At 46.2% G+C, this 17,670-nt stretch carries 14 protein-coding genes; 5 read left to right on the top strand and 9 right to left on the bottom strand.

Translation table 11 applies throughout. The features are described from left to right. Positions 1–167 precede the first annotated feature (167 nt). From upp to ABDW33_RS03840, 4 genes are all read left to right on the top strand, one after another. Positions 168–821 (top strand): uracil phosphoribosyltransferase, encoded by a 654-nt coding sequence (gene upp, locus ABDW33_RS03855; RefSeq protein ID WP_343688751.1) that lies wholly within the window; start codon positions 168–170, stop codon positions 819–821. A 309-nt stretch (positions 822–1,130) separates the two neighbouring features. Further along, on the top strand, positions 1,131–2,150 hold the full coding sequence (locus ABDW33_RS03850) for a PorP/SprF family type IX secretion system membrane protein (RefSeq protein WP_343688750.1): 1,020 nt from the start codon (positions 1,131–1,133) through the stop codon (positions 2,148–2,150). Positions 2,151–2,371: 221 nt separating this feature from the next. Beyond that, entirely contained in the window at positions 2,372–3,151 is a 780-nt protein-coding gene (locus ABDW33_RS03845; protein WP_343688749.1) for an EI24 domain-containing protein, read from the top strand. Next, the gene (locus tag ABDW33_RS03840; protein ID WP_343688748.1) at positions 3,135–3,851 is read left to right on the top strand and encodes an SAM-dependent methyltransferase; all 717 of its coding nucleotides are present in this window, start codon (positions 3,135–3,137) and stop codon (positions 3,849–3,851) included. The genes ABDW33_RS03845 and ABDW33_RS03840 overlap by 17 nt, the downstream gene beginning before the upstream one ends. A gap of 217 nt (positions 3,852–4,068) precedes the next feature. Here the strand turns inward: ABDW33_RS03840 and ABDW33_RS03835 are convergent, their stop codons facing one another. Both ABDW33_RS03835 and ABDW33_RS03830 read right to left on the bottom strand, forming a co-directional pair. Then, on the bottom strand, positions 4,069–4,446 hold the full coding sequence (locus ABDW33_RS03835; protein WP_343688747.1) for a hypothetical protein: 378 nt from the start codon (positions 4,444–4,446) through the stop codon (positions 4,069–4,071). A 14-nt stretch (positions 4,447–4,460) separates the two neighbouring features. Continuing rightward, positions 4,461–5,837 (bottom strand): M20/M25/M40 family metallo-hydrolase, encoded by a 1,377-nt coding sequence (locus ABDW33_RS03830; RefSeq protein ID WP_343688746.1) that lies wholly within the window; start codon positions 5,835–5,837, stop codon positions 4,461–4,463. 374 nt (positions 5,838–6,211) lie between these two features. Between ABDW33_RS03830 and bshA the strand changes: the two genes are divergently transcribed. Continuing rightward, the gene (gene bshA / locus ABDW33_RS03825; RefSeq protein ID WP_343688745.1) at positions 6,212–7,357 is read left to right on the top strand and encodes an N-acetyl-alpha-D-glucosaminyl L-malate synthase BshA; all 1,146 of its coding nucleotides are present in this window, start codon (positions 6,212–6,214) and stop codon (positions 7,355–7,357) included. Between the two features lie 117 nt (positions 7,358–7,474). On the opposite strand, the gene ABDW33_RS03820 is transcribed toward bshA, so the two are convergent. From ABDW33_RS03820 to porU, 7 genes are all read right to left on the bottom strand, one after another. Beyond that, complete coding sequence (locus tag ABDW33_RS03820; protein WP_343688744.1) at positions 7,475–8,965, bottom strand: peptidoglycan DD-metalloendopeptidase family protein; 1,491 nt, start codon at positions 8,963–8,965, stop codon at positions 7,475–7,477. A gap of 22 nt (positions 8,966–8,987) precedes the next feature. Continuing rightward, positions 8,988–9,818: a DUF4292 domain-containing protein gene (locus ABDW33_RS03815; protein ID WP_343688743.1), complete on the bottom strand. Its 831-nt coding sequence runs from the start codon at positions 9,816–9,818 to the stop codon at positions 8,988–8,990. Between the two features lie 16 nt (positions 9,819–9,834). Continuing rightward, the gene (locus tag ABDW33_RS03810) at positions 9,835–11,655 is read right to left on the bottom strand and encodes a tetratricopeptide repeat protein (protein ID WP_343688742.1); all 1,821 of its coding nucleotides are present in this window, start codon (positions 11,653–11,655) and stop codon (positions 9,835–9,837) included. A gap of 1 nt (position 11,656) precedes the next feature. Next, entirely contained in the window at positions 11,657–12,100 is a 444-nt protein-coding gene (dut, locus tag ABDW33_RS03805; RefSeq protein ID WP_343688741.1) for a dUTP diphosphatase, read from the bottom strand. Between the two features lie 29 nt (positions 12,101–12,129). After that, positions 12,130–12,630 (bottom strand): 2-C-methyl-D-erythritol 2,4-cyclodiphosphate synthase, encoded by a 501-nt coding sequence (gene ispF, locus ABDW33_RS03800; protein ID WP_343688740.1) that lies wholly within the window; start codon positions 12,628–12,630, stop codon positions 12,130–12,132. Between the two features lie 108 nt (positions 12,631–12,738). Continuing rightward, entirely contained in the window at positions 12,739–13,869 is a 1,131-nt protein-coding gene (gene porV / locus ABDW33_RS03795; RefSeq protein WP_343688739.1) for a type IX secretion system outer membrane channel protein PorV, read from the bottom strand. A 166-nt stretch (positions 13,870–14,035) separates the two neighbouring features. Beyond that, a complete protein-coding gene (porU, locus tag ABDW33_RS03790; protein ID WP_343688738.1) occupies positions 14,036–17,383 on the bottom strand; it encodes a type IX secretion system sortase PorU in 3,348 nt (1,115 codons plus the stop codon). Positions 17,384–17,670 lie beyond the last annotated feature (287 nt).

Below are 17,670 nucleotides of genomic sequence, written 5' to 3'. Positions count from 1 at the left end.
AAATATTGTACTGAAAGGGGGACTTTTTTTAAGCTCGAAAGTGCGCCTGATACCTATCGGGGCCGATGATTTTCCATCGGCCCCTTCTTTTAGCAAGCAAATGATTTTCCTTCATAACTCCCCCGCTACCTTCTTTTTTGGATTGAAAAAAGTGGTAATTTGCAGCCATGATAGTAAATCTGAGTAGTACCAATTCATTAGTAGGAGAATGGCTGAGTGAGATCAGGAGCATGGAAATTCAAACTGATAGAATGCGTTTCAGAAGGAATATGGAACGGGTGGGTGAAGTCGCTGCCTACGAGATCAGCAAAACATTGGAATACGAGGAAAGGGAAGTGCAAACTCCTTTGGGAATTGCCAATTGTCGTGTACTGAAACAACAGCCCGTGCTGGCTACCATCCTGAGAGCAGGTTTAGCACTGCACCAGGGTTTGGTTCATTACTTTGACAAAGCCGACCATGCATTTATATCGGCCTACCGTAAACACAATCATGACGGATCGTTCGACATCAACCTGGAATACGTGTCCAGCCCCGTAATCGAAGACCAGGTAGTGATCATTTCAGATCCTATGCTGGCTACAGGTGCATCGCTGGTTAAAACGATCGAACACCTGCAGAACATTGGTACACCTAAGCATATTCACCTGGTAGTCGCAATTGCGTGCACAGTGGGTATCGAATATGTACAACGACATGCGAACAATAACCTGACTATATGGGCCGGAGATATTGACGATGAGCTCACCGCCAAGGGATACATTGTACCTGGACTGGGTGATGCAGGTGACCTCGCATTCGGAAATAAGCTACAAAACTAATTTCTTACTAAAAATAGTAAAAGGAGAATGACCGGATCTCCGAAAACAGGTCCGGTCAGCATTGATTCAAACGGCTCCAGGAAAGAATTCCGGGCTTTTTGTCCGGACGTGCAGCAATACAGCCAAACTCAGTAACTACCACGTTCGACCGGGTAGTTTTCAAGGGAAAAATAAAGTTAATAAACCAATAATTCTGAACCTTTTAGAGGTTTCTCAGCGTTAAAGTTATATAATTTTAATTTGAGATATGACGAGCTTTGCGTACCTTCACATGTAGGCACGAGAAACCCTATACATAAGTATTGCTCTATGAAAAAAGTGTTGCTGTTTTTAACGATCACCCTTTATCTGATGAACCCCGCCAGGGCGCAGGATCCCCATTTTACGCAGTTTTTCGCATCACCTATGACGCTGAATCCTGCAATGACGGGTCTGTTTTCTGGCGACTACAGAGTATCCGGTAACTACCGTGAACAATGGCGAAGCATATCTACTCCTTTCACTACAGGTACTGCGGCAATAGACTTTGGCATTCTCAAGAATGTTATTTCTTACACTGATATCTGGGGTGTAGGTCTGATGGCTATGTATGACAGGACTGGCGGTGGCGCACTCACCTCTACCTACCTGAGCTTTAGTACCGCCTATCACAAAGGTCTGGATCCGGAAGGGAACCATACCCTGGCTGTAGGTGTACAGGCCACATATGTATCCAAACGCCTGGATCAAAGCAAACTGGTATTCGAAAATCAGATCGACAACAATGGTTATAACCCATCTATACCCAGTGGCGAAACCATTGCTAACCCGAACATCTCTTATCTGGATCCTAACATCGGTATCCTGTATAACGGTCTGGTCGGTGAATCTTCCAATATTTACGCAGGTGTCTCCTTATACCATATCACACAGCCAACTGAAACGTTCATGCAACAGAACAACAACAGGCTGACATCACGCGTAACTGTTCATGGAGGTGGTTCATTCCCTGTAAACGGTACGAACCGTATTCACGCATCTGCCCTGTACATGAAACAGAGTACTGCGAGTGAGTTCACCTTTGGTGGCGCGTATGGTTTTGACCTGAGCGGCGGTATGGAAGAAAATCCAACTGTATTCTACCTGGGTAGCTGGTACCGTCTGAAAGATGCGATCAACCCATATGTAGGTATGGAAATCGGTGGTTTCACCGTTGGTCTGACTTACGATATGAACGTATCTACCCTGAAACCTGCTTCTAACTACCGCGGTGGTCTGGAGCTGTCAGTGATCTACATCCATAGAAGGAATGATAGTAACAAGTACAAAACGATGTGTCCAAGATTCTAAGTCTGACATAAACCAATATAAAGAGACCTGCCTGGTGTAAACGGGCAGGTTTTTTCTTTTCAGGCAAGGTCCGCTTCATCACTATTTTCAGGGATTTTATCCCAAAAAGCTCCGCTATTTCCCGCTGGGCCTATTTTTTCAAGGTTTTTACGGTGATTTTTAGTTATTTACAATCCGATCAATGCGAAAAATGTTATAACTAATTCAAAAACTCGAGCATTTTGTTTTCATTCAGAGAAGTACTGGCGGCCGTACAGGCTTATGGGAAAGCACATCAGTTTATCATGCAGCACAAGTTATGGAAATGGATACTGATACCAGGTATCGTGTACTGCATACTCTTCATGACGGGAATCTATTTTGTTTGGGGATATTCGGGGGACTTCGTGGAATATCTTTTTAGCCTGCTTCCGGTAAAAGTCTGGATCCAGGATCTCGAAAGCAGCTGGATCAGTTTTTTCTTTATCCTGCTTGGCCTCTCCATTCGTATCATGATCCTGCTACTTTATTTTTCTTACTACAAATACCTCTTCCTGATACTCGGGTCTCCGCTCTTTTCGTACTTGTCGGAAAAAACAGAAGCACTCATGGAGAGGAAAGAATTTCCTTTCAGCTGGCAGCAATTTCTGAAAGATATGGTCCGGGGCATCCGTATGTCATTGCGCAATAGTCTGAACCAGACCCTGTGTGTGATTGCCCTGATCATCCTGTCGTTTATACCGGTAGTTGGCTGGATCACGCCACTGTTTGCCTTCTTTATTGAAGCGTATTTCTATGGTTTTTCGATGGTAGATTACAGCTGTGAAAGACACCGGCTCAACACGAAACAAAGTATTCAATTTATACGCGCGCACAGAGGTATTGCCCTCGGCAATGGTATGGTGTTTTATTTAATGATGTTCATACCTGTGTTAGGATGGATCATGGCTCCTTCCTACGCGGTAATTGCTGCAACTATTCACTTATCTGATAAACGCCTGTTACATGGAGCAACCTGGTAAAGTATACCTGATCCCGACAGTGCTGAGCCCCGACGCTTTGCACACTATTCCGTCTTATATTACGGCGGCTGTTCAAAAGATCAGTGTATTCTTTGTGGAGAATGAACGTACCGCCAGAAGGTACCTTAAAGCACTGGATAGAAGTATTAATATCGATAACCTGCAGATCCTGCTCATGCAGGGGGCCAATGGCATCCAGCTTTCCGATACCGAACAGGCGAAGAAATTCCTGCTGGAAGGAAAGGACATCGGTATTATGAGTGAAGCGGGTTGTCCTGCCATTGCAGATCCCGGACACCGCATTGTACTGGCTGCACATAGTGTCGATGCCCCTGTTATACCCATGGTAGGGCCCAATTCGATGTTGATGGCTTTGATCGCATCAGGCATGAATGGGCAGAACTTCCAGTTTGTAGGCTACCTGCCGGTAAAACCAGGTGAACGTGTAAAAGCGATTAAAGAACTGGAAGTGGAATCGACCAGGAAACACCAGACACAGATGTTCATCGAAACTCCTTACCGCAATAATCATTTATTGAGAGATATCCTGGCTACCTGTAAGGATACTACACTGGTATGTGTGGCCGCGGATATTACCGGGCCGGAGGAATTTATTAAAACAAAGACTGTCAAAGAATGGAAGCAGCAACTGCCTGAGTTGCACAAGCGACCGGCGATTTTCCTGCTACTGGCACAATAAAATAAAGCGGCTTGAGTCTCGTACAATACTGAACTCAAGCCGCTTATATTTAAGCACCTGTCTAACCTTCCCGGTTCCCTGAAAGATAATACAGGTCCCTTTTATCCGGTTATCTGATGCAAACAGGTATTCTTCTTATAAAATTCTCCCGGGGCGTTTGACGGGTTTTACATCTTCTTTCCAACACAGCCTGGAACTGCCCTCATGCTTACACCTGCTAATAAACGGGATCTTTAACAGATATCACACTATCCACGATAAAATTGCTGAATCCACGCCAGGGCAAAGCCCCAAGGTATTCCTTGTAATGCAGCTCCACAAACTTACCACTACTCCGCATCAACTGTTCCGCCACTCTGTCGCTGGTCACTGAAAAACGAAATTCATTGGATTGCAGGGCACCCGGCTGTCTGGAGCGATAGCCACTCTGTATCAGTCTGCCTTCATAAGTCTTGAAGACATACCCTTTCTCTACAAAATAGTTTAGCTCACCGGCTTTTACGCCACGGCCAAACACGAAATAATACCTGTATCCTGCTACACCCGCTATCAGCAACACCACCACTGCAATTACAGTAAAAAGGAACCTGCCCATAGTATGTTTTTTTGTTAAAGTCCGTATTGATCTATCATGTACAATAAACCAGCCATGCTGAATGCACCCAGTTCCAGTTCACGTTTGTTCACAGCAGAGAATACATCGTTCGCCGCATGGTGCAGGTCGAAATATCTTTGTGAATCCGGTAGCAGTTCCCCCATTGGGATGCCCATTGCCTCTGCTATCTGGCCAACATCTACACCACCGCCTACTTCTGTAAAATCAGTCACTTCATAAGGACGGAATAAAGGTGCCCAGGACTGGATCTTTGCTCTCTTTTCCGCGGGCATGGTAAATGCAAATCCACGGGGGGTAAATCCACCTGCATCACTCTCTAATGCGAAGATATGCTGTTCGTTTTTCGCTTTGGCTACTTCTGCATATTTTTTCCCACCGCGCGTACCGTTTTCTTCGTTAGCGAATAATACCACTCTCAGGGTGTGCTTAGGACGAATACCCAACGCCTTGAACGTTCTCAGTATCTCAATTGCCTGTACACAACCGGTGCCATCGTCATGCGCACCTTCGTTTACATCCCATGAATCCAGGTGGCCGCCTACGGTGATGATCTGTTCAGGATGTTCACTACCTCTCAGTTCAGCGATCACATTGTGACCAATGGTGTCAGGCAGCATCCTGGCATTGGTGCGGAGGTACACTTTCATGTCCTTATCATTTTTCAGCCGGTTGCTCAGCAGGTCTGCATGCTCCAGGCCAATGGCTACAGCCGGAATCTTTGGATAGGCTTCGTCGTAACTCATTGCGCCGGTATGGGGGTAGTTGTTGGCACCATGTGACATAGAGCGTACAATCACCGCAACAGCGCCATATTTAGCCGCAGCGCTGGCACCATGCCCCCTGTATTTCACGGCATCACCATATGCTTCGAAAGTGTGGATGAAGGTGGGATTAAAATGATAGTTATAAAACACGATCTTTCCTTTTACCTGGTCCTTCTTTGCATCCAGGTCTTCGAAAGAACTGACTTCTACAACAGGGGCAGTAACGCCGGCAGGACCGCTGCCTACAGAGTTACCAAGGGCCAGTACAGCCAGTGGCGGAATAAAATCGCGGCGACGGCTGATGATACGTGCTTCTTCTTTGGCACCCCTTACCCAGTGAGGCACCATACATTCCTGCAGGTAAACGGTATCAGCACCGGCTTCTTTCAGGGTCTCTACCCCCCATTTCTCGGCTTTGACCATGCCAGGGGAACCTGCCAGGCGGCCACCTACCTCAGTAGTCAATACTTTCAGGTTGGCATATGCCTTACTGTTGGTCAGGATTTCATTGGCAATACGGCGGAACGCCAGAGAATTATCCTCTTTCTGTTGTGCTAGCGCCGGCAATGTGCAGCTAAGCAATACCGGCAAAATGTATCTTCTCATAGACATATATACACAGTCAATTTAAGGGCTAAAACTAATCATTACTACCTGTTAATTCAAAATTAACATGGATAGGTGGTGATGGAGGAACCCTACCGGGCAGTGTTTGGTCAAAGCCTTCCTCACAGCCATATATAACGCACAGCTGCGGCTGCCGGCAATGGAAATTTACCCCCGGATGACTCCATTACGTATAGATAAGCGGTGGTGTAAATGAAGGAAATTCCCCTTTTTGGACGCCTGCAACCACCGTTAATCCCAAATTCCCGATATGTCATGCTAAAATGTTATAATTTTGTGTACCTGTAATAATGTAAGCCGTGTTCTGCAAGAAGCGATCTGCATTCGGTGTTATCCATTCTAAAAAAATAAACATGCGTATAGGAATAGTATGTTACCCTACTTATGGGGGTAGTGGCGTACTGGCAACGGAACTTGGAAAAGCCCTGGCGGATAAGGGGCATATGGTACATTTTATCACGTATCAGCAACCTGTAAGATTGAATGCCTTCCATGCCAATATATATTATCATGAGGTGCAGGTACCGACCTACCCTCTTTTTGACTTCCCTCCTTATGAATCAGCATTGAGTAGTACGATGGTGGATGTTATTCTCAACCAGCAGCTGGATCTGCTGCATGTGCATTATGCTATTCCCCATGCGTCTACTGCTTACCTCGCTAAGCAGATCGTAAGTAAGACTGGCAGAATTGTGCCATTTATCACCACCCTGCATGGTACGGATATCACCCTGGTAGGTAAGGATAAGACTTATGCCCCTGTAGTCACTTTCTCTATTAATGAGTCTGATGCTATTACGGCGGTTTCTAATAACCTGAGAGAGGAAACCTATAAGTCCTTCCAGATCGAAAAAGACATTGAAGTTATTTACAATTTTGTTGATACTGAGCGGTTTAAGCGCAGAGAGGCGGAACTGAAACACTTCAGGGATGCCATTGCACCCAATGGAGAGAAGGTGTTACTGCATGTGTCGAACTTCCGTAAGGTGAAGAGAGTGCCGGATGTGATCAAGGTGTTTGCCCAGGTAAGGGAACAGGTACCGGCTAAGTTGCTGTTGGTAGGTGATGGTCCGGACAGACCGACCATTGAGTGTATGTGCAGGGAGATGGGACTGTGCAGTGATGTAAGATTTGTAGGGAAGCAGGAGCAGCTGGAAGATGTAATGTCTATTTCTGATTTATTCCTTTTGCCTTCGGATTATGAGAGTTTTGGTCTGGCGGCGCTGGAAGCGATGGCAGCAGAGGTACCGGTGATATCTTCCAATGCCGGTGGATTACCAGAGGTAAATATACATGGAGAGACAGGCTATTTGAGCCCGGTGGGTGATGTGAATAGTATGGCGAAGCATGCGATAGAGTTGCTGACGGATGAGCAGAAGCTGGCGAGGGTAAGAAAGGGCGCTTTGGAGCAGGCGCAGCGTTTTCACATCAATAATGTGATCCCGCAATATGAGGCGTTGTATGAAGAGGTGATCAATAAGACATTGGTTTTAAGATAAAGTAAAAAGGGTGAAAAGCTAAGCTCTTCACCCTTTTTAGAAATTGAGAAGGCGCGCTGAAACAGCGCGCCTTCTCAATTTTGATATAATTGTTTTCTTTTAGCTTCGTTGCGGATCTTATTTTCTACGGATCCAGGATTCAGGGTTTTGTCTGACAACCCCTTTATAGATCTGCAACTCTACTTCCCCGAGATTTTCGAGTTCATTTGTGCCTGCTGTACCGATCACCTGTCCTGTTGTCACTTTATCACCAGACTTGACGTTGACAGATTGCAGCCTTGCATAGTTGGTAAAGTACTGACCATGCCGGATAATCACCAGAGAACCTCCGCCGGGTATCACCGCTACCTTTCTCACCTCTCCGGTAAAGATTGCTTTCACGGGTGCGCCTTTGGCGGTACCAATGATCACGCCGTCATTCTCTACTGTGATCCTTTCCATTACGGCGTGTTGCTGGCGGCCGAAGTGTCCTATCACATTGCCGGATGCTACCGGCCATGGTAATTTTCCCCTGTTATTTTCAAAGCTCTCAGACAATGCCAGTGCTTCCGGTGTTGCTTCCAGCACGTTCTCTGTACGTACGGGCTTATCTTCTACCGGGGCTGGCGGCGGAGTTTTCACCACTTCGGGTTTAGGTTCCGGAGCCGCTGGTTTAGGTGTAGCAGGTTCATTCTTAGCCGTATTATTTTCCGCTGCCTTATTGGCGGCCGCTGCTGCGGCGGCCGCAGCGGCGGCTTTACGGGCAGCTTCTTCCCGGCGTTTCTTCTCCTCTGCTGCTTTACGTTTTGCCAGTGCTTCCTCTTCTGCCTTCTTCCTTTCCAGCTCTATCTCACGACGGATTACCGCCTGGATAGCAGCCTGCACTTTCTGTGCATCCTTTTTATTCTTATTGATATCTGCTACCAGTTCTTTTTCCCGTCCTTTCAGATTAGTGAGTACATCATCCTTTTCCTTTTTATCGGCTTCCAGGATGGTACGTTGTTCCTGTTCTGTTTTCAGGGTACCGGAACGTTTCTCTTTCTGCTGACGGAGACTCTCAATCTTCTTGTTCAGCAATACCTGTGTAGACAGGATATTGTCTGCCTGCCGGCGACGATAATCACGATATTGTTTCAGGTATTGATAACGCTTGATGGCGTCGTTGAAAGTCTGTGCAGAGAAGATAAAATTCAGCATGTCGTAAGTGCTGCGGTTCTTATAGGCATATACGACCAGTTGTGCGTATTGTGACTTCAGTGTATCCAGATCTTTCTCCAGGGTCTTGATGTCACGATAGGCGGTATTGATATCTCCGTTGATGAAGTTAATTTCTTCGTTGATACTATTGATGAGGCGAGAACGCAGCGTAATCTTCTCTTTCAGCGCCCGCAGCTGGCTGAGGCTTTCCCTTGTGGATTTTTTGGTTTCCTTCAGGGCCTGATTGGCTTCATCGATTTCCCTCTGCAGCTCTCTTTTCTTATGCTCAAGTTCTTCCCGCGATTGCGTGGGCGCCTGTGCGTGGAGCAAGGCCGGTAATAATCCGATTGCTAATACTAGTGGGAGAAACTTCTTCAGATTCAGCATGATGGTTTTAAAGATAACTGCAAAATGGCAATTTACAAATTTCATGTTCAATACAGCACATCACCCACTATTCCTTTGAATAAGCTGCAGGAATTGTGAATGGGAAGCTGACAGGCTGGTCGAAGTCAACCTTGTTAAAATCCATGTTGATCTTCGTTACACCTTTTGCTTCTACAAAAACGCGGCGACGGGTTGCAAACTTATGTCCACCCATTGTTTTGTATTCACCGTATGTCAGTTCGCAGGAGCGTCCTTTTTCCTTGTCCTTATCCATTACCTTGCTCTGCTGCAATACATAGTCATCTGCAAATACATTGAACAGACTTGTAAATAGGTCGCTTTCACAACTGAACGAGACAACAGCCGGGGTTTTAACTACCTGGAAGATAGAATCTGTGAGGAAGACCGGATTGCCGATAAACATATCCTGGAGTGTCTTGAAGTCGAACGGGATATTGAGGAGATCCTGTGCGTTTTTCATATCGCGCAGGTATACTTTTTTATCCATTTTATTCACAGCCCTGAGGCTATCCGGGGTGATAATGGCACGTGCCACCTCACCAATGATGGGAGCGGATACCGAGATCCAGATAATGCTATCCTTCTTCATACGGATATTGGCCGTCAATTCAGGAGGAGACTTGGTATCTGATTCATAGTCCACCTTCAGTTTAGCTGAAAAGGTGTTGTATTTGATGACGTTGCTGTGGATTTTGTTCAGCAGGTCTTTATTGAATGCAGTTGCTGCTGCGTTGGTGGCGCTATCAGTGACTACTGTATGTTTTGAAGTGTCTGTAACAGGAAAAGACGTACCGGCTATGTGACGGCTATGCCTGCATGAAAACAATCCCGTGCTTACAATACCTAATGCTATAAGTGCTAATGTTTGCTTCATCATGATCTTTTGTTATCCCTTATTCACGTTCTGTTGCCAGTATGTACCGTTTCTCTGCAATTTTGCGGGCAAGGTCTACGGAGTTAGCCCCTTTTTCTTTTGCCAGGCGCCAATATTCCAGGGCTTTGTCCACATCGTGGAGGTTAAAAAGTATATCGCCATAGTGCTCCAGCATACCTGGATTTTCTTTTGCCTGCGGCGATTGCAGGGCTTTTTCCATCCATTGTTTTGCCAGTTCGTATCTGCCCATTCTGAACATTACCCAGGCATATGTATCCATGTAATTGATGCTTGCCGGATCCAGCTCCATTGAACGGCGGGACATCGATTCTGCTTTTGTCAATTGTTCCCCTCTCAGTGACAGGTAATAGCTGTAGTTGTTCAACACCGTGGCATCATTAGGTTTCAGCAACAGAGAACGGTCGTAACTGCTGTCTGAATCTTCGTGCTGCCCTGTAGCGTGGTATGCATCTCCCAGCAGGGAATATACATCTGCCCTCATACTCTTATCTACATTACCGTTTATTAAAGCCTCATTGAGTGCTTCAATGGTTGCCGGATAATTCTGTAGCAAAAAGTTCGCCACCCCTTGAAAATAGTGGCCCATAAATTCCTTTGGGAACCGCTGAGCAACCAGGTTGCTCACTTTCAGCAAGTTAGCCGCATCATCCTTCCGGCTATAGATCCACATTAACTGGTACCATACACTATAACGTGTGGAATCGAGTGCCACAGCTCTTTTGTAATCATAGAGCGCACTATCCAGCATATTTGCCTGCGAGTACATATCTGCCTGTAGCGCGTAAGCTTTTGCTTCATCAGGGTGTGCTTCTATAACTAACTGGGAAAGTATTAATCCTTCCCGGAGTTTAGAGGTATCGGTTCCCTGCATTTGCAGGTAGGGATATACGTATGATACTTTTTCGTCAATGTTGTAGTCAGGGTTGGCAAAAGCGCGGGTAAGGTAGTTCCAGTACTGGGCATGGTCTCCATCCTTTTTGGCGTTGTTTGCCAGTGCGATCAGTGCTCTGGGATTTGCGGAGTCCAGTGCAAGACTGCTTTTGTACAGGGCGATGGCCTCTTCCTTCCGGTCATTGGCATTATAAATGTCTGCCAGCAGCAGGTAATATCTTACTTCGCCGGGGTACTGATTGATCAGTTTGTGAATCTCTTCTGCGGCATCGTCTACCCTATCCAGCTTGAGCAGCAACCTTTCTTTCTGGATGGCCAGTTCTTCCACCAGTCCTACTTTCTTTTCCAGTTCATTGAAAACAGCGAGCGCTGCTTCCGGTTGTTCTGCTTTGGTGAGGAACATCCCTTTGTTGTAGAGATATTCATCATTATCAGGGTATTGAATGGCCAGCTTGCCATATACAGCAGATGCGCTGTCAAATTGCCCCGCCAGGCCAAAAGCATCGGCCAGGGTAATCTGAAACCACTTGTTGGTGGTGTCCATGCCAGCTGCTTTCTTTGCAAAACCCAGTGCATACCCTGGATTGCGCACCTCCATGAACAGTCTTGACAGCTCATAATAAGCGGTAGGATTCGTTCTGATGAGGCGGAGGTAATCGGAGAACTGGGTAATAGCGGTACGGTAGTCGCCTAAGATCTTGGAGCGTTCGGCAGCAAAGAACAAGCTATCGGCACGCTGCTGTAAGATAGTAGGGTCTTTGATATAAACAGTAGTTGCTCTTGTGGTAGCAGGTTTACTGCTTTTGCAGGCACTTAAAAAGCCGACTCCCAACAATAAAAACAGCAACGCCCCTGCAAAACGACTAAAGTCTGGCAAGTGGGTTGCGAATTGTGTGGCAGTTTCATTCTTTTTAAGCGACCTGTGCATATTATGATTTTCCGGTATGTCCAAAGCCGCCGGCACCCCGGTCAGTTTCGGTGAGCAGCGCTACGGCTTCCAGGTTGGCCTGGATATAAGGAGCGATCACCATTTGGGCGATCCTTTCGCCTGGGGCTACTACCTGTGGCTCGTTGGACAAATTGATCAGGATTATTTTAATTTCCCCTCTGTAATCGGCATCTATTGTACCAGGTGTATTCAGGATAGTCAGGCCCTGTTTGAAGGCCAGACCACTGCGGGGTCTAATCTGTGCTTCATAACCACCTGGCAGTTCCATGAACAGACCTGTAGGCACCAGGACCCTTTCGAGGGGTTGCAGGGTGATGGCTGTTTCAAGGTTTGCTCTCAGGTCCATGCCTGCCGCATCGGCAGTGGCATATGAAGGAAGTGGATTCGCAGATTTGTTAATTATTTTGACTGTAATAGCTGCCATTGAACAAAGATATTACTAATTATCTGGTTTTAACGAGTGTAAGGCACTTCCTCCTTCTCCAGCAACACCGTTGCATAGGCAACGACGCCTTCTTCACGGCCTACAAATCCCAGCTTCTCTGTGGTGGTAGCTTTGATAGATACGTCTTCGGTAGTCAGTTTCAGGATGTTGGCGATCACTTCCTGCATCTGGGGTACATAAGGTTTGATCTTAGGTGCCTGCAGGCAGAGTGTGCTATCGATATTGACCACCTGGTAACCTTTCTCGGCCACCAGCTGTTGGGTGCGTTGTAAGAGGATTTTGCTGTCTATACCTTTATAAGCGTTGTCTGTATCCGGGAAGTGAACACCGATATCGCCCAAGCTGGCGGCTCCCAGCATAGCATCGCAAATAGCGTGCAGTAGCACATCGGCATCGCTGTGGCCCAGGGCTCCTTTATGGTGAGGTACCAATATACCTCCCAGCCAAAAATCTCTTCCTTCCGTTAATTGGTGAAAATCAACGCCTAATCCAATTCTCAGTTTTGCCATAGTTGTCGTTAATATAAGTGGTTCTGGGTGCAAATTAAAAATCCCCCGGAAATATCCGAGGGATTTATATATTTTAAAAAAATATTAACTATTTCAATATCAGCTATCTTACCATGTAGCCTCATTATGATCAGCTTTGAAACCAAGGTCAAACACCAGCGAGAAGCGGAGTGTGTTGGACAATGGGTTACGCTGGATACCATTTCCTGAAGGAACCAGGTAAGAGAAGTTCAGCCCGAACATATTGTATTTTACACCGATACCAGCAGTTACATACTTGCGGTTACCTTTGTTTTTGTTTTCATAAAAGTAGCCGGTGCGAACAAAGAACTGGTCGTTGTAGGAATATTCACCACCCGCTGACACGCTTATTTCCTGCAGTTCTTCAGACATACCACCCGGAGCATCGCCAAATGAGGAAAAGATACCGGCAATTACGCTCTTGTTCCTGTAATCACCATTGCTATCTGGTGTAGGCACCAGCAGTTTGTTGATATCCAGGGCAAGCATGATCTTGTTCATCTGGTCCAGGCCAAAGGTGTACGAAGTACCCAGGCCCATGTTGGTAGGGATGAAGTCCTTATTGGTGGCAGAGGATGTATAAGAGATCTTGGTACCGATGTTAGTAAAGGCGGCACCGACATTCCAGGTATTTTTCACCCCGTCGTCCTTTTCAAAATCTTTGGTATAGAACAGGGACAGGTCGGTAGCGAAGGCTGTACCTGGCTTGATCACCTGGCCATTCACATCACCACTGGCGAGATTGGAGTAAATATAGCGGGCTGCGATAGCAACAGAGAAGTTGTCAGACAGCTTACGGGAATAGCCTGCATCCAGGGCATACTCACGAGGGCGGAAATCAGACGTTGGGGTACCGTTAATATCGGTAAAGTTGATAGTACCGAGTGAAAAATAACGCAGTGAACCAGAAACGGTCTGGAACTCATCCAGCTGATAATAACCTGCTAAATTCGCAAGGAATACGTCATTCACCAGTTCTTTCAACCAGGGAGTGTAGGTAACAGAGATGGCTGATCTTGTAGTGGCAAAAGGCAGTTTAGCCTGGTTCCAATAAATAGAGTTCGCATCAGGAGACGTGGCAACACCGACATCACCCATCGCACCGGCCCTTGCATCAGGAGAGATGCGCAGAAACGGCACCGCTGTATTGATGGTGTTGGTACGACCATCAAGCTGGCCGGTGGTAATTTGTGCTGCGGTTGATAAGCTGAGAAACATGCAACAGGTGAAAATTACATTTTTTAGTGTTGCCGTCTTGTTCATGCAGTTATACATGCAATAGTGTTTAGAACGAAATGTAAAAATAATTCCAAATTTAGAATAAATCTTAAACAGGGGCCTGGCTAGGGATTTGCGAATCTAGTCTATTCTTTTGATGCATAGGTCAATGTAAGATCACTTTTCCACCTAAAATCTTCCTGTTGCCATTAGCATTTACCATAATGTTATAGAAATAGATCCCAGGCGGCATCTTGGCTCCGGCATCGTTCCTGCCGTCCCAATTCGCCCCTAGATAACGGCTACCTGCAGCATTTATTGTATGCCGGATAGTTTTTATTTGTTGCCCTGCCAGCGTGAAGATTTTGATGGTTATATCAAGCTCCTCACCCTGCTGATTATGCTCAATCGTAAAGGTTGTCTGGTCATGAAATGGGTTTGGATAGCAACCGGCATTCTGAATGAGTACCTGCGACGACCGGACCACTCTGAACCTTACTATGTAAGTACTGGAATTGTTATAGGTATCCCATACTTTGATTGTTAGTGTATGCCCCCCCTCAGACAATCCATATAGCGGGTAAGTGATTGATCCCGACTGATAACTGTCTGGCGAAGCGGCAAAAAAGTTGTTCAGTATATAATACTGGTTATTATCTCCATCAAGGGTGGCTACTATATCATGCCCAATACCATTTCCCGTAGTATTTATGCCATGAAGGTCGTAAAGCTGTAGGTATAACACCGGGTTTTCACTGGTAATATCTCCGTTGACAAATCCACTGCCATTGAGATAGCCACTAATCGCAGGACCTTGCGTATCCATATCCGTTTCCGTAGCACTGCCTGCAACCTGGAACGCAGTATACATTCCTCCTGCCGTAGTTATGCTATCTGTGCCGAAATAACTGATACTTCCTGCCCCTGTGGTATAATCAATATCCAGCGGGACGATAAAGGTACCGGAAATCTGACCATTTTCTATCGTTTGCTGCCCACTAAATAAAACATGATGCTGCAGGTAAAAACTTGTTTTCGTACTTCCGGCATCATTACCCAGGGTATATTGCGCCGCAGGTTTGTCGTATATAGTGGTGTACATCCTACCCCTGTAATCATTGACTGTATTGCCCTGCGCATCTTCTATATGTGCCTTGAATGTATATTTTCCCATAGCCTTCATCGTGTCGGCTACCTGCCCGTTTGCATCCAACAGCGAATCTGTTACAACATGATATTGTGGGAACGCGAGTGTCAATGCAGGATCTCCCAGGAGCTGGAACTTTCTGTTATTGGGAATATCACTGTAAGTGCTGTAAGTCAGGTTCTTGGCTTCCATCGCAGCAGTACCAAGGGTAGGCATTTTACCATCGATTCCAGGTGTCAGGAGTTTAGTCAGATAGTTGGCGTTCAATACCTTGTTCGATGCTGCAAACACAGCCCTTGTAGTTGTCATCAGTGCGATACCACCTCCGTTCTCCTGTAGCAAAACCTGCTCTCCCAGTGAATTGTAGGCAGGATTATCAAAAGGCGCAAAGTCGCAGGTAGCAGTGATGAACAATGGCAATTTAGTGCTGTTCTTCCAGGAAGAAAGTGAGGAAGCATCCATCACCACTTCTTCTGCCAAGCGGGAATAATTGCCGTGACCTGTGTAATTCCAGATCAGGGTACCTTCATACATATCTTCGGCAATGGCTGTATTCACTGCAGGATAACGACTTCCACCCGCATCAGCTACTTTGGGATAAGCATCCAGGTAAATCTTGTTAATCCTGCCAGCAGGCCAGTTTTGCGCGGTGATGGCACTCATACTTTCTGCATCCTGTAAGTGGAGGTTGTCATCTCCGTCATCTGCTACAAAAGTGATATGCTGTTGCCAGCGGCCGTACCTGGCAGCGTCGTGGTAATTAATAATCTTATTGACTACAATATCTGCTTCAGTCATATTTTTTACCGGCAGGCGCCCCACCCCTGCTACCATTTGATTTGCCATGCCTGCATCGTTGATATCATCTGCATCAGAAAGAAAACCAAAGTAATCATCAGAAGGATAAGCATAAATAGGATCTATCGACACAGCAGATTGCCAGGTAGGCACCAGATTAGTGTTGCCGTTAATACGATATTTATAATCATATGATGCATCACCGAAGAGCAATACATATTGCAGCCCTCCCCTGTCGTACACCATTTTAATAAAGTCACGGATGGCGGTAGGATCAGGACTTCCTGCACCAAATTCTGTAAAGATCTGCGAAACATCTGCTACCTGTACAGACAGTCCGTCGTGCGACGTATGCCAGCTGGCCAGCCGCCGGGCAGCAGCGGACAAAGTATTGGTAGTAATGATCAGCATATTCACGCCGCTGCTACTATGCAGGTCCTGATTAGCGACTGTACCCATATAGGCAGGCGTCAGCAATCCCTGATTTTCGAATGCCACATATTCATGTAGTGAAGCCGATGCACGGGAAAATGATAAGGTGTTGCCATTCAGACTTGTGGTGATCTGTATTGGCGTTATAGGATCTGTGATATCCCATATCCGGGTCGCTGCACTGGCGTTTTGCAACAGAAATTTTGGTGTTTGCCCTATACTTGCGGCATCTCTGAAAAAAAGTGGCGTATGGTTCGTTAACTCTAATGGCATGCGTGCATTCAGGTTGATATAATCCAACCACCCGGTTGCACCACTTGCTCCCGGCGTAAATGTATATGTCACCGGGAAACTGGTCCCTGCAGGAGCCGTTGTAAAAGTGCCTGACGTGGTAGTGGCAAATGCTTCGAATATATTGCCGGTGATAGCACCCAGGCTTAGGGAGCCCGCGGGAGTACCATTGACTGAAATGGTTAAGGTACTCCCGCCGCCGCTGCGTGCACCTACCCTGGTATTGATACTTAATGAGGCTGGTACAAAAGGTAAAGTAAAGGGAATGGTCCTTGTGGACCGGGTGGCACTAAAAACCGGCCCCCACCATTGTTTGCCACTCTGCAGCAGATTCAGGCTATCATTCTCATAATAGTCGTGATAATCAAAATACTGCACAGTGGTGGTAGGTTCCGGGGTCGCAGCATCAGTAATAATGCGCTTCCCACCGCTGCCGACCTGCAGAAAGTAATAGGCGGTATCGCTATAGAGATTGAGTGTATGTGCATAGGTACTTCCCTGGTAACTCCAGCTATGAGGTCCCGGCGCATAAAACAGCAGGTAATCATCTATTGCCATTAAAGCTACTTCCGGAAGATCATCGTACCGGGGGCTGCTGACAGCTTCGGGAAGCATACGGCCACCGGTGCCATACAGGCGAATTGCAGCCGAAGTATTGATACCCATGCTGTTCAGCAGGGTCTTGTCGATTTTATATATTCCTTCCCTGGGAATGGCCAGTTTATACCATGTGCCGGTAGCGAGCACGGAATGATCTGCATGGGGTACTGTACGGCCTGCTGCATACCCTGGCAACAGCCAGGTCACTGTACTTAACAGTATGTAACACAGTCCATAAAATTTCATGCAGGGAATTTGCGCAAACATAATAAAATTACTCTATATTTATTCCCTGAATCGACCAACCAGTAGACGCTGGAAAAGGAAAAATTGCTTACCATATCACAGCATATCCTGAAAACCGTATATTAGTATACTAAAAGGGAAAACCTGGTGAACAAGCATATCGGGGGACGCAGATAATATTAAATTAATACGTATACTATCCCGCTCCTGAAAACACAAAGTATTGATTTAAAGGATTATAAGTAGAACTATAAGGCAAACGCTTACAGATTAATTATTTTTACTAT

The sequence above is a fragment of the Chitinophaga sp. genome (assembly GCF_039596155.1).
GTDB lineage: Bacteria > Bacteroidota > Bacteroidia > Chitinophagales > Chitinophagaceae > Chitinophaga.
Note: the sequence above shows the minus strand (reverse complement) of the source record. Positions and strands in the feature narration are given on the sequence as shown.

Coding starts and splice junctions, on each gene's coding strand:
- dut (WP_343688741.1), bottom strand. CDS start 12,100: ATGGCAGCTATTACAGTCAAAATAATTAACAAATCTGCGAATCCACTT.
- ABDW33_RS03830 (WP_343688746.1), bottom strand. CDS start 5,837: ATGAGAAGATACATTTTGCCGGTATTGCTTAGCTGCACATTGCCGGCG.
- ABDW33_RS03820 (WP_343688744.1), bottom strand. CDS start 8,965: ATGAAATTTGTAAATTGCCATTTTGCAGTTATCTTTAAAACCATCATG.
- ABDW33_RS03835 (WP_343688747.1), bottom strand. CDS start 4,446: ATGGGCAGGTTCCTTTTTACTGTAATTGCAGTGGTGGTGTTGCTGATA.
- ABDW33_RS03815 (WP_343688743.1), bottom strand. CDS start 9,818: ATGATGAAGCAAACATTAGCACTTATAGCATTAGGTATTGTAAGCACG.
- ABDW33_RS03850 (WP_343688750.1), top strand. CDS start 1,131: ATGAAAAAAGTGTTGCTGTTTTTAACGATCACCCTTTATCTGATGAAC.
- porU (WP_343688738.1), bottom strand. CDS start 17,383: ATGAAATTTTATGGACTGTGTTACATACTGTTAAGTACAGTGACCTGG.
- ispF (WP_343688740.1), bottom strand. CDS start 12,630: ATGGCAAAACTGAGAATTGGATTAGGCGTTGATTTTCACCAATTAACG.
- ABDW33_RS03810 (WP_343688742.1), bottom strand. CDS start 11,655: ATGCACAGGTCGCTTAAAAAGAATGAAACTGCCACACAATTCGCAACC.
- porV (WP_343688739.1), bottom strand. CDS start 13,869: ATGTTTCTCAGCTTATCAACCGCAGCACAAATTACCACCGGCCAGCTT.
- bshA (WP_343688745.1), top strand. CDS start 6,212: ATGCGTATAGGAATAGTATGTTACCCTACTTATGGGGGTAGTGGCGTA.
- upp (WP_343688751.1), top strand. CDS start 168: ATGATAGTAAATCTGAGTAGTACCAATTCATTAGTAGGAGAATGGCTG.
- ABDW33_RS03840 (WP_343688748.1), top strand. CDS start 3,135: ATGGAGCAACCTGGTAAAGTATACCTGATCCCGACAGTGCTGAGCCCC.